8 protein-coding genes are annotated in these 12,317 nt (G+C 65.7%); 1 reads left to right on the top strand and 7 read right to left on the bottom strand.

The window, feature by feature from the left end; translation table 11 throughout:
- Together N5D62_RS14080 and N5D62_RS14075 are read right to left on the bottom strand one after the other, a co-directional pair.
- The coding region (locus N5D62_RS14080; RefSeq protein WP_279758458.1) for a hypothetical protein at positions 1-731 on the bottom strand (731 nt) is incomplete at its 3' end.
- Between the two features lie 159 nt (positions 732-890).
- Positions 891-4,220: a di-heme oxidoredictase family protein gene (locus N5D62_RS14075; RefSeq protein WP_279758457.1), complete on the bottom strand. Its 3,330-nt coding sequence runs from the start codon at positions 4,218-4,220 to the stop codon at positions 891-893.
- A gap of 241 nt (positions 4,221-4,461) precedes the next feature.
- Between N5D62_RS14075 and N5D62_RS14070 the strand changes: the two genes are divergently transcribed.
- On the top strand, positions 4,462-5,130 hold the full coding sequence (locus N5D62_RS14070; protein WP_279758456.1) for a TetR/AcrR family transcriptional regulator: 669 nt from the start codon (positions 4,462-4,464) through the stop codon (positions 5,128-5,130).
- Positions 5,131-5,235: 105 nt separating this feature from the next.
- Here N5D62_RS14070 and N5D62_RS14065 read toward each other — a convergent pair whose 3' ends face one another.
- The 5 genes from N5D62_RS14065 to N5D62_RS14045 form a co-directional block, all read right to left on the bottom strand.
- Positions 5,236-6,615 (bottom strand): hypothetical protein, encoded by a 1,380-nt coding sequence (locus N5D62_RS14065; protein ID WP_279758455.1) that lies wholly within the window; start codon positions 6,613-6,615, stop codon positions 5,236-5,238.
- 11 nt (positions 6,616-6,626) lie between these two features.
- Positions 6,627-7,202, bottom strand: coding sequence for a hypothetical protein (locus N5D62_RS14060; protein ID WP_279758454.1), 576 nt, complete (start codon positions 7,200-7,202; stop codon positions 6,627-6,629).
- 126 nt (positions 7,203-7,328) lie between these two features.
- Positions 7,329-8,234, bottom strand: a complete 906-nt coding sequence (locus N5D62_RS14055) for a hypothetical protein (protein WP_279758453.1) — start codon at positions 8,232-8,234, stop codon at positions 7,329-7,331.
- A gap of 99 nt (positions 8,235-8,333) precedes the next feature.
- Positions 8,334-11,303 carry a Tn3 family transposase gene (locus N5D62_RS14050; RefSeq protein ID WP_279758460.1) on the bottom strand — a complete coding sequence of 990 codons (2,970 nt, stop codon included), beginning with the start codon at positions 11,301-11,303 and terminating at the stop codon, positions 8,334-8,336.
- A gap of 11 nt (positions 11,304-11,314) precedes the next feature.
- The gene (locus N5D62_RS14045; protein ID WP_279758452.1) at positions 11,315-12,316 is read right to left on the bottom strand and encodes a hypothetical protein; all 1,002 of its coding nucleotides are present in this window, start codon (positions 12,314-12,316) and stop codon (positions 11,315-11,317) included.
- Between the last annotated feature and the right edge of the window lies 1 nt (position 12,317).

Here is a 12,317-nt window from a genome sequence, read left to right as displayed (position 1 = left end):
AGGTTGAGGAAGCTGTTGATGTCGTCATGGTTCTTCAGCTTGAAGTCGCTCAGGTTGTAGGAGGCGACCACGCCGACGTTGCGCAGCGGGAACCACTCGACGCCCACGGTGGTGTTGTAGATGCTGACGCGGCGGCCGCCGGAGCTCTTCCACGCGCCCGACGCATCGGCGAACAGCCGCAGGTCCGGGCCGAAGGCGTACCGCAGCCCGACCTCGCCGAAAGGCGCGAGCTGGCCGCCGCTGCCCTTCACGTCCAGCGAGGTCCGGCTGCCGTCCGCGCCGGTGACCACGGCGCGCGTGCGCGTGCTGGCCTTGTAGTAGCTGGCGCCGGCGCCCACGCTGAAGGCCACGTCGCCGGAACCGAGCCACCATTTGTAGGCGGCCTTGCCGAACTCCAGCCTCGTCGACAGCTGGCTATCGGTGTCGAAGGCGCTGAAGCCGTCGGTGCGCTGGTAGCGGTAGTAGTCGAAGGAGAACCCCTGGCTCTCGAAGAGCCGGAAGTCCAGCGTCAGGCGCGGCAGGTTGGCGTCCTGGCCGGAGAAGGACGAGATGCTGCTGGCGCCATCCGGCGTCGCGCCTCGGGCGCTGACGGTGGGCCGCACGTGATAGACGCCGGCGGCCAGGCTGATCCGGTCGACCGCGTTGAAATCCTCCGCGTGCGTCGTCGTCGCGAGACCACCCGCGAGCGCCAACAGCCAGGGCGCGCGCGGGAATCGGTGGGGTCGTGTCATGGTGATGATCGAGAGGGTTGAAACAACCCCCGCAGGCTAGGCAAGCGACATTGCATCAACGTTGCCTGGCGGCCCCTTTAAAGGACAAGGGGCCGTGGCATCCGCCACGGCCCCTTGCCGTTCGCGCGAGCGCCCGAAGCGCCCGCGTTCTTCAGTGCCTCACAGCGACCGCAACCACGCCAGCAGCGCGTCCCGATCCGACTTCGGCAGCTGCTCGAAGCGCTGACGCGACTTCTCCGCCTCGCCGCCGTGCCACAGGATCGCCTCGGTCAGCGAGCGGGCCCGGCCGTCATGCAGGTAACCCACCGGCGCACCCGCCTGGACCTTGTCCGTGTAGCCGATGCCCCACAGCGGCGAGGTCCGCCACATCGCGCCCTGCGCTTGGCCTTCCGGCAGGTTGTCCGCCAGCGCCGGACCCATGTCGTGCAGCAGCAGGTCGGTGAAGGGACGGATCGTCTGGTCGCGCAGCTCCGCGAACGGATGGTTCTTGCCCGTCTTCATCTCCGCCGTGTGGCACGCCGCGCAGCGCAACGCGTCGAAGACGCGCCGGCCCGCCTGCACCTGCAGGGGATCGACCCGGTGCTCGTCCGTCGGCGCCACGCCGCGCGGGAATCCGCTCGGCAGGCTGCGCTGCGCCGGCACCGCCAGCAGCTGCATGTACTGCGTCAGCGCCGTCAGGTCCGCTTCCTGGATGCCCTTCTGCGCCGGGGCCTTGCGGCAGCCCGCGGGGTCCGTCGCGCAGCTGCGGTTCGGGAACACCGGCGAGGTCACCGACATGTCGTTCAGCAGCGCCGCGGCCGCCTGGTGACGCACGCTGACCTTGTAGGCCTTCCAGCCGAAACGGCCCAGGCGCGTCGCGCCCGTCTCCGGATCGAAGACGAAGTTGGCCTTGCCCAGCACGCCGTCGACGTCGGGCTGGTTGCGCACGCGAGCCAGGATGTCCGCCTCGGGCACCGCCTCCAGCAGGCCCACGCCGATCATCGGCTGCGCCGACCGCGCCGACCACAGTTGCGGCACCGGACCGTCGAAGGCGAACTTGGGCTTGCGCAGCTCGACCTTCGTGCCGTCGGCCAGCGTGACGCTGCGGGTCTCGAAACCGACCACCCGCACGCCGTTGCCCCAGTCCTGCGGCGCGCCGCTGGAGGAGACCGCGTTCATCTGGATCGCCGAGCCGTAGCGGGGGTCCGGACGCACCGCGCCGTCGGCGCCCTGGGTCCCGACGTGGAAGGACATGCGGTCCACGCGCTGGTCCACCGCGAACGGCGCCGGGCTGCGGCCGTTGTTGACGTGGCACTGCACGCAGGCCGTGGCGCTGAAGCGCTGGCCCGCCAGGTTCTGGATCGCCGTCATCGGGTCGTTGCCCGCCTCGGCGTGCGCGCCCGTGACGAAGCTGCTGTGCACCGTGCGCCGGCCTTCGACGAAACGCTGCAGGTTCTGCATGCCGATGTTGTTGAACGGCTGCTGGAACATCCGGAAGCCTTCGTCCGAATAGTTGTACGAGACCGACCCGACACCGCCCGACCAGGTCGACTCCGGCAGCGGCGTGCTGTTCAGGCGCGGCTGCACGCCGTACCAGGGCTGCACCCCGCTGCCCATCACGTAGATGACCTCGGTCGTGTAGTAGCGGAAGTCGCCCTTGTCCCCGACCGCGTCCATCGCGGCGCGGCTGGAGAAGAAAGAGCCCGTGAACTCGATCGCCTCGCCCAGCTTGAGCGCGCGCGACGGGATGTTGACGCCGTTGGGCACCAGCACGCCGTTGGCGTTGGGCGACAGGTCCTGGTGGCCCGGCATGTTGTCCAGCACCACCGAGCAGCCGTCATTGGCGCCGATCACGCCCTTGAAGCCGGTCGTGGGCTTGAGCAGCCCGTTCTGCGGCGGCTTGGGCACGACCGGGCAGGAGGTCAGGTCGCGGAAGCCGTCGGTGTAGGTCGTCGGATCCAGCAACTGGCCCGGCGACATCCAGCCGTAGCCGGTGACGTTGGGATCGTCGATGCGGCGGAAGAAGGAATGGCCGCCGCCGCGCTGCGCCTGCGGGAAGTACTGGTTGACGATCAGGCGCGGCTTGGTGACGCCGGCCACGCGGCTGTTGTCGATGAACTCGACGCCCCAGGTGCGGTTCCTGAAGTAGTTCGTCACGAAGTTCATGTAGTTGCCCGGGCCCTTGTCCACCGGGTTGCCCATCGCGTCGACGGTCTCGTTGGGACCGAAGCCGATCTCGTTCCAGTCCTCGCCGCGCTCGCGGCCGTGGCGGCCCACGCCGCGCTGGCCGAAGCGGGTGACCAGCGTGCCGTCGGGCAGCGTGAACTGGATCGTCTCGATCGGCGATTGCGGCTGGAACAGCGCGGCCAGGCCGTTGCCGTTGGCCGGCGTGGGGAAGGGCGTCGTGGTCGAGGTCGGGATGCTGTTGTCGCTGCCGGTGGTCTTGAACTCGACCTCGAACAGCGAGTAGCCGTAGTTCGTCGCGCGGGTGATGCCCTGCATGCGCACGAAGCGGGTCTGGATGCCGAGGTTGAAGTACTCCTCGGTGCCGCCCTTGCCGTTGCGCTGCTCGCGCAGCTGGGTCCAGGCCTTGCCGTCGTTGGAGACCTGGATCGCGTAGGCCTTGCCGTAGGCGTTCTCCCAGACCAGCTTCAGGTAGCCCAGCGGCTGCGCGGTGCCGAAGTCGTACTGGATCCAGGCGCCGTCCTCGGCCTTGCTCGCCCAGCGCGAGGCCAGGTTGCCGTCGATGGAGTTGGCCGCGGCCAGGCCGCCGTTCTCGACGCTGGACGCCAGCACCGCGACCGGCTTGATCGCCACGCCCGGCTTGCTGGTGTCGCCCGGGACGACGACCGGCGGTTGCGTCGGATCGGTCGGGTTCGTCGGGTTGGTGGGCGTGGTCGGGTCCGTCGGCGTGACCGGCGGAACCGGCGTGCCGGTGAAGGCCTGGATCTCGAAGATCGAGTAGCCGTAGCCCGTCGAGCGCGTCACGCCCTGCACGCGCAGGTAGCGGCCCTGGCCGGCCAGGCCGGTGAAGTCCTCGACGCCGCCGGCGCTGTTCTCGACGGTCTTGATCGTGGTCCAGGTCTTGTTGTCCTCGGACGTCTGCAGCAGGTAGCGCTTGGCGTGGGCGTTCTCCCACTTGATGCGCACGCGGGTGATGGCCACGCTGCTGCCGTAGTCCAGCGTCAACCATTCGTTGTCGCCGAAGGCCGAGCCCCAGCGGCTGCCGTCGTCGCCGTCGATGGCCTTGGCGGCGCTCAGGTCGCCGCGTTCCATCGAGCTGGCGGTCGCCGCGACCGGCGTCAGCGCCGTTTCGCTGCTGGTGTCGCCGGCCTGCGCCTTGGCGCGCGCGGCGGAGTCCGCGCTGCCGTTGCCGTCCTGCGCCGCGATCTGGACGCTGGTCTCGCTTTGGCCGCTGCCGCCGCCGCCGCACGCGGCCAGCAGCGCGCCGCCCAGCAGGGCAGGGACGAATGCCCTGCCCATCGTGATTCCGAGTCTCTTGAATGCCATGGTGAATTCCCTCCCGTGCCTTGGGGTGCGATCGGCTTGTCCCCTGGGGAAGGGGCATGCGGCGCGGAGTGTCCGCGTCGGATTTGCCACCCGGCAAGTTTTAATGTGTGTCGAATTGCGTTGGCTCTTGAGGTCGCGCGAAACCTCGCGGAAACATTGCACCAAGTTGAGCAACACGGGCGATTGGCGGCGGTCGCGTTCTGCAGGACAGACCGGCGAACGGCGAAGGCATGATGGCGGGATGAGCACTTCGGATCCCCTCCCGACCCGGCGGCGAGAGCAGCAGCGCTCGGTCGACACCAAGCAGGCGATCCTGCGGACCGCGCTGAAGGAATTCGCCGAACGCGGCTACGAGGCGGCCAGCATGCGCGCGATCGCGGAGCAGAGCGGGCTGACGCACCAGCTGATCACCTATCACTTCCTGTCCAAGGAGGTGCTCTGGCAGGCGGTGGCGACGCTGGTGTACGCGGAGCTGGCGCGCGGACGCGAAGCCTTGTTGCAGCAAGCGAAGCCGGCGACGGCGATCGAGCAGCTGCGCCAGGAATTCATCGCCTACTTCCAGTTCACGATCGAGCAGCCGCACCTGCACCGCTTCATGCTGCAGCGGCGCGAGGGCAGCCAGAGCGAGGACCGGCAGGAATGGCTGGCGCAGCATTTCCTGCGGCCGCATTTCGAGCTGGTGAGGCCGCTGATCAAGTCGGCGCAGAAGGCCGGCGACCTGCCCAAGGGGGAGCCGGTGCTGCTCTATTACGCGATGGTGTCGCTGGCCAACACGCTGTCGATCATGGGGCCCGACATCGAGGCGACCACCGAGGTGAAGGCGGCGGATCCGAAGACGCTCAAGGGCTACATGAAGCTGATGGACGCGATGCTGTTCGCGACGGCCGGGAAGACCGGGAAGGCCGGCTGACGGGAGAACGCCGACGGGAGAACGCCAAGGGGAGGGCGAGCCGCCGCCCTCGTCCTGGTCCGGCGTCCGGCAGGCGCGGCGCTCGCGTTTGCCACCGCGTCGGGCTCAGCGTCGACGCTCCGAACTGGCCGACGACGCGGCGCTCGCCGCGCTGCTGGCATGGCCGAACAGGAAGCTCAGGCTGGACTGCAGCGCCGGCCGGCCGGACCCGGCGCCCGCCGCGGCCGCGCCGGAATGGCAGCCGATGCAACTGACCCCCGGCCGCTGAAGGAAGGTCTCGAGCGTCGGGTTGACCAGCGTCGACACGCTCGGCGTTCCATTCGGCACCGGCGGCTCATTGCTCGGCTGGCCGGGTGTCCCGAAACGCGTCGACGACGTCGGCCACTGCGTGGCGATGAGCAGGTAGAACTGCCAAGGGGAGTCGGCGTTGCCCTTGACGACCAGTTCCTTCACGAAGTCGTTGACGATCTTCGCCGTCGCGGAGGACGGCGCCACCTGGACCACCTGCGTGGGCTTGGGCGAGCTGGAGGGCTGGTTCGGCGGACAGGCGGACGCGGCGCAGGCCGGATCGAAGAATGAATAGGCCCCCGCGACCGGGCCATTCAAGACGGGCGCGTTGTCCACCTGCTGGAAGGTGGCCCAGAAGCCCTGCCTGAAGTTCAACGAGGGCATCATGAAGACATGCAGGCCGACGAGGCCCATCGTCGCCGGCATCGACTTGCCAGGCAGCAGCGCCTGCACCGTGTGGAAGCGCAACGGCCGCGCCTCCAGCTCTTGCGGCGTCAGCACCTTCCAGGCCGCCTTGATCTCGACGGCGCCGACGGGCAGCACGATGCCGGTCGCGCTGGCATAGGCGTACTGGAGGTCCGCGTCGTAGAGCCGGTGGCCGACGACGTAGTCGAAGCTGACCTTGTTCATGAGCATCTCGTAATAGACCGGCCGGCTGGCCTGGTCGTAGAGCACGCCCTTGTCCACCTGATGGATCTCGTCGAACTGCGGCTCCCCGGGGTTCGGGCGCCGGAACGCCTTGCGCGTGCTTTGCAGCAGGCGCTGGGTCGGCAGGTCCCGGGCGGCGGGCAGCGCGACGCCGCGCGCGAGCAGCCGCGAGCGCGCCAGCGCGGTGTCGGTCCAGGGCGGCGGCGGCTTGCCGCCGGGCAGGTACACCTCGTCGAAGGTCTTGAAGGTCTCCCAGACCGTCGGGCCCGGCGCGCCGAAGCTCGCGTTCGGATCGGGTTGCCCGCGCGTGCCCTTGAGCGCGGGCCAGTTGAGATAGATGAAGGCCTGCCACATCGCGCAGTCCGTGGCCGCGTCGCTGGGGATGAAGGGCTTCATCGGCGGCAGCGCGGGCTTGAGCGCGGGCGGGGGGTTGAAGGTCGACCCGCAGGGAGTCGCCATCGCGGTCGAGGCCGCCAGCAGGAGCAGCAGACTCGCGGCGACGCGCCGGCATCGGCGCGCGCCCGCGCCGAGGGAGGAGATCGGCACCATCGTCGTCCTCCTCAGAAGCGGCCGCGGCTGGAATCCAGCTGCAGCGGTACGTCCTGGACGCTCGCCGGCGTGACCGCCAGCAGGCCGATGGCTCCGGCGGTGGTTGGCGTCTGGCCGGGCACGTTCGCGAGCACGGTGCGGTCTCCCAGGGCCGCGGTCGAGCTCGCCGTGATCGTCACCAGGAACACGTGGTAGCGGGTGTTGAGCACCTGTCGGCTGCCATTGACGGCGATGGTCACGCCGCTCCCGCTGACGGTGAAGGTGGCATCGGCGGGGGCCTGGCCGGTGCTCAGCATCAGCGCCACGTTGCTGATGGTCTCGCCGACTTCGATGTTGAAAGCCGGGCGCGGCAGGAAGAGCAGCGACCTGGCGGCGTTGATCTCCAGTTGGCGGTAGGCCTCGAAGACGTCCCACGCCTGCAGCACGGCCACGTAGGGCTTCGGCGACGTCGACCCTTGGGTGCGTCCCACCGGTGCCTGTTGGACGCCGGCGTTGTCGACGGCGGTGGCCATCAGCGCCATCGTGATCGTCTCGGCGATCTGCGAGCCGTAGAGGATCCGTTCGCCGTTGATCCTGATGTCGCTCACCGTGAAGGTCTTCCCGGCCGGCACGGAGAACGTCGCATGGAGGGGTAGTGACAGGGAAGCTGTCACCAACGGCAATGTTGAACGCAAGCCATTGATTCCACGGGAAAACTCAGCAGGGTGGCGAATTCAGCGCTGCTTCGGTCGTAGCGATACGAAATCGGTGGAGAGGTCGAATCGCTGGCGCGCGTCGCGTGCGATCCAGTGCAACACCGTACTCTTCAGCGTCATCCGAGCAAACGCTTCCGCAGCGCGCTCGTAGTCACGCGCATTTGTTTCCGCCGCAGCAATCGCCGGCCAGAGGTGCCGCAGTCCAAGACACTCGAACTCTTCGCCTTCGCTCTTGAAGACGGAGACCGCGCCCTGCGGGTTGAAGGTCAGGATGTGTATCGCACTTGCGTCGAGCATTCGGCGCAGGCACTGGCGGACGATCGGTGCCGTCGGGCGCAGGACGCACTCGTAGCGCGCAAATCCATAGAACTCGTACACCAAGTGCAGCACCGAAAGGCCCTCTACGGACGCCATGCCGATGCCCAGGCGGAATCCGCTGGTTGAAGGCGGCAGTTGGCCATCAAGCAAGAGTGCGAACATACCGCCGCGCACATCGCCCTCTTCGATTGCGCCGAGGGCCAGCGCCGGAGCTTCGGCGTCGAGTAGGGTGTCGACAAGATCCCGATGGAGTCTCAAGGGCGGCAGCGGGCCGGGGGGCGCATCTCTTCCTTCCGGCCCAGCGAGAAGCGTGTCAAGCAAAGCGACGTACTTCGGCCCGAGGTGCCGCGCCGCCTCCTGGACGCGCTCGAGGCCGACAAACGGGTCGTCGAGTTCGCCACCTTCAAGGGCCTGCGCCAAGGACCTTCCCCACTCCGAGAGGTTCAGCATTCGACCCAGGGCATCTGCGTCGGCGCTGCGCGCGGGCTGGCGCAATTCGCGCAGTACCTCTTCGCACAGCGTGGCGACCACCATGGCCAACGGCGAGGCTCGCCGCCGCAGCATCTCCGGGGGGACCAAGGGTGATCGGCGCGGCGAGGCATTCATCTGGTCAACCTGGGGTCGGAGCCATTCAAACGGATACGCTCAAAAGCGATCACGCCTGGCGGCGGGAGGCCGCGCAGTCGGCCCCAGGATAGCTGGCTGTCACGCAGGCACAGCATCGCTCTCTCCGATATCGAGCCGCTGGGCCATGTCGAGATCGAATCGTCCGTACGGATTCACGTGCAGGTAGAAGAGCGGCGTCAGCCCGCGACGATCCTCCGCCTTCATGCGCTTGAGCCAGCGCGGCTCTTCAAGGACCCGCTGGATCATCAGCGTGTTCACGTAGACCAGGCAAGACTGCACGAGGTGCAGCGCCAGCACCGACAACTCCTGGTCTTCGAGCCGATTCGACGCCACCTCGCCGCCCTTGCCGTAGAAGATGAAGCTGTTGGCACTGTTCCAGTTCTCGACGACGTTCAGTCCCTCGTGGATCTCCCGGCGCAGTTCCTCTGAATGCAGGTACCGGCACAGGAAGATCGTCTTGATGACCTTGCCCAGCTCGATCAGCGCCTTGTAGGTCGGGTGCTGAGAGTTCTCCTTCGTGAAGCGCCTCAGGATCGCCTCCGGCTCGGCATTGCCCTGGCGCAGCGCGGTTGTGTACTTGATGATCTCCAGGTACTGCTGCGCGATCAGCTCCCAGTTGATGGGACGCGTGAGCACCGCCGAGAGGTACGGGAACTGCCCGGCATCCCCCGCGTGCGGCAGGTACAGCTTCTGCCGATTGATCCCCTTGAGCCGAGGCATGAGTTCGAAGTCCAGCATCCGGCAGAACGCGAAGGCCACCTCGCTCTGGCCGTGGCTGTCGACGTAGTTGCGCTGGACCTCCATGTCCGTGCAATGGCGCAACACGCCTTCGATCATGGACGCGACCTCAGACGACGAGCAGCGTTTGAGCTGAGAGTAGATACACACGGAGCGGGTCTCCACGTGCCAGTAGATCATCACGCCGCGGCCACCGTAGCGGATGTGCCACTCGGTCATGAGGTTCTGGTCCCAGGCGCCGAACTTCTTGGAATCGGAGGCGCAAGCCGTGGTGCCTTCGCCCCAGATGTCCGGGCGGCGCGCGGCGAATGTGGCGTTGACCACCTCGGCGATCGCCTTACGCAGGAAGGCTTTCTGGACATAGCGGCGGCGCGTGTAGAGCAATTCCTTGTAGGTGTCCTTCGAATCGTCGTTGAGCACCCGCCGCAGGCCGGTGTTGGTGCCCAGCGCATGCAGGCACAGCAGTAGCCTTCGCTGCAATGTGTCCCGGTCGAGCACTTCGCGGGATCCGGCGCTTTCGAAATGCTGAGCAAGGCCCAAGCGAAGTTCAGTCTCCTTCAAGACATCCAACAGCGTGATCGTGCCCCATCGTCCATGGATCTCGCCTTTCAGGGCGGCCAGGTTCTTCGGCTCTGGCTGCTCATCCAGGGGCGTCAGGACGATCCGATGGGGACCCTTGGCGAGGAACTTCACCTTGCCGTTGTTCGGCATGCCGTCGTTGAGCATTTGCAGCGCCTGCGTCATTTCCTGCTGCAAGTCCATGATGAACGGCGCCGCCTCGTGCGGCAGGTCCAGTGCGTCGCAATAGCCCCCGATGTTCTCGGCGAAGTCCTGCGGCAGATCGTCATCCGGGTTGCGGAAGCGGTCGGCACCTTCGACCCAGATCTCCTTGCATCGCAGGCCGTCACGCAAGGACTGCAGGACGCAGATCTCGTAGTTGATGCGATTGACGCGGGGCCGTCCTTGCTTGTCGGTGTCAACGACGATCTCACGCCATTTCGGTGCCACGACACCCTCGATCGGCACCGATTCGTGGTCGGGAAAATGCTGGGCACGGCTGGTCCGGTAGGCCTTGAGCAGGTCCAACGCGTCGATCACCGGCGCGTGGTGCTCGTTGTTCGACCGAAAGACCACGCTGTCGAGCAAGACGGGCATCATCCGGCGGTAGTGGCTGCTGTACGAGGCACGCATGACGGTGTGCACGACCTTGCGATAGCCTGGGCCTGATGCCTTGAATTCCTTGACCAGATCGCGCAACGTCTGCTCGCCGACCACCGGAAACACGACGTCTTTGACGATGCCCTCCGGCTGATCGACGGCGGCTTCGGCAAGCCGGAACAGCAAGCCCGTCTTGCCGCGCACTTGTCGGAAGTCGGCCAGCAGCTCCTTCTCTACTTTGCTTTCGGCGCGAACGCCGATGCGGTGGACGATCTGCAGCAAAAGCTCGATCAGCCCGTCGATGATCTCGCGGCGCCGTTGCCAGCAAAACGCGGCCACCAGTGTGTAGCGCACCGATTCGACCCGCTGACGCAGCTCGTTGGGTGGCTCCGTGGCCGCACGCTGGTGCAGCGCCTGCACGGTCTTCAACGATTTGATCGGAAACAGGTCCTTCGGTAGCTGCAGGCGCTCGATGCACTTGAGCTTGGCCACTTCGGTGAGCACGCTTTCGAGGCCGACGCGGCCCGGGTCGGCCTTCAGGGCATTGAAATCGACGGCAGGCTCCTTGCCTTCCTCCGGGCTGGCGGCCGTGTCGGCCGAGGACTCCAGCAATCGGTCCATCGCCTGGCGGGTCTGATCGCTCAGTCGCGCGGCGCTGGACGTGAAAAAGCGTTCCTCGTGTTGCGCGACGGCGCTACGGCATAGTCGATCAAGTCGCCCCGGGGTCGGCGCCTCGATGCGACGCTGACGGAACCACTGCAGCGCGACAGATTCGAGGTCGGCGGCTGCCGTCTTGTCCAGGCCTTCGTCGAGCAGCCATTGGATCAGTGCTTCGCCGTCTTCGACCGTGGCCGGACGCCAGCCGCCGCACAGTACGCGGATTTCGCTGCGGTGCTCGCGTGAAGTGCGGCTGTCGAGCAGGTAGTCGTCAAAATGCCGCCGGTGGGCACCCAACTGGGCGGCGACATGCAAGACCACGGCATCCGGCAACTCGGCTCGTTCTTCCGGAAAGCGATGTTCCAGCTCGAAGAACTTCCATTGCAGGGCGAATCCCAGGCGCCAGCGCGTGCTCTTGGCTCGCACCGCGGTCAGCTCCTGTGGCAACAACGTCCATGAGACGGCCAACTCAGCGGCGGTCCAGTTTTGCTTCACCTGCACTCAGCTCAGTTGTGAGGCTCGGTCACGAACGCTCCAATATTCTTCTTATTGATGGCCTCAATCATTTGAGAATATAGCCCGATAACTTTCTGGTAGCGGATTGGGTCGTTCCCAAGATCATTTCGCTTGATCATTTCAAATCGACTTGCAAAGCAACCTCGCCCTGTTGCGCAGGATAAGACAACTTCAAAATCACTATCATCACAACGCAATCCCAAGCCGCAAGGGACCAATTTGTATGCAGACAAAATCTCTGGATTGTCGCGTATTGGATAGTTGATGCCGTCAAAAAATATTACACCCTCGCCGGATAACTTTGTCATCGACAGGCGCGCACCGATCTCTTCAAAAATCAACGGATCAGGTCTCTCGACCAAACTGGCAACCGCTCCGCGCTTGGCATCTTGGTCAAGTCGAGCCGCCTTCAAAAAGTCGCGCAGCAAGGTGTTGTAGGGGTCATGCGAATCACCTGGCGCCGATGCCTTCGCGACGATGTATTTCTGATAGTCATCCGTCGTAAATTGGGAGCATCTCGCCTGAAGACTTGCCAGCGCCTTGCTGGCGGCGACAAATTCCTCTTGAGGGAGCTTCGAAAAATCAATGTCACCCTTCTTCAGCACATCGCCAGAATCGGCGGCCAATTCACATTGTTTGAGAAGAGTCCGAACATACAGCGATCCGCCATGATCGCGATTCTGCCAATGCTTCTCCGCGAAAGCCCTGCCGTTTGTCAGATTGTTGAAATCATTCAGGAGCGCTGCATGCAAATTATCCGCAGACCGTCCGCGATTTGCGTTCGACTCCAGATCATTGCCACCAAGGGGATCGCCAACGAGCTGAGCAACGGAAGCTGGAACCACCACCTGAGCCGCATCATTTGAACGAATCGTCTTCGGCGCTTCAGACTCCGGCTCTGCAACGCGTATCGGTAGCATAAGAATCAATGCACCAGCAAGGCCGAGACCAAGAAGCCAGCGATACATCGGCCGAAGACGAATTTCAGTCATA

It is taken from the genome of Mitsuaria sp. GD03876 (assembly GCF_029840635.1).
Classification (GTDB): Bacteria; Pseudomonadota; Gammaproteobacteria; order Burkholderiales; family Burkholderiaceae_C; genus Roseateles.
This window is presented reverse-complemented; position numbering and strand designations above follow the sequence as displayed.

What these genes read in the sequence shown, in the direction of transcription:
- N5D62_RS14075 (WP_279758457.1), bottom strand. Translation starts at nt 4,220, where the DNA reads ATGGCATTCAAGAGACTCGGAATCACGATGGGCAGGGCATTCGTCCCT.
- N5D62_RS14070 (WP_279758456.1), top strand. Translation starts at nt 4,462, where the DNA reads ATGAGCACTTCGGATCCCCTCCCGACCCGGCGGCGAGAGCAGCAGCGC.
- N5D62_RS14065 (WP_279758455.1), bottom strand. Translation starts at nt 6,615, where the DNA reads ATGGTGCCGATCTCCTCCCTCGGCGCGGGCGCGCGCCGATGCCGGCGC.
- N5D62_RS14055 (WP_279758453.1), bottom strand. Translation starts at nt 8,234, where the DNA reads ATGAATGCCTCGCCGCGCCGATCACCCTTGGTCCCCCCGGAGATGCTG.
- N5D62_RS14045 (WP_279758452.1), bottom strand. Translation starts at nt 12,316, where the DNA reads ATGACTGAAATTCGTCTTCGGCCGATGTATCGCTGGCTTCTTGGTCTC.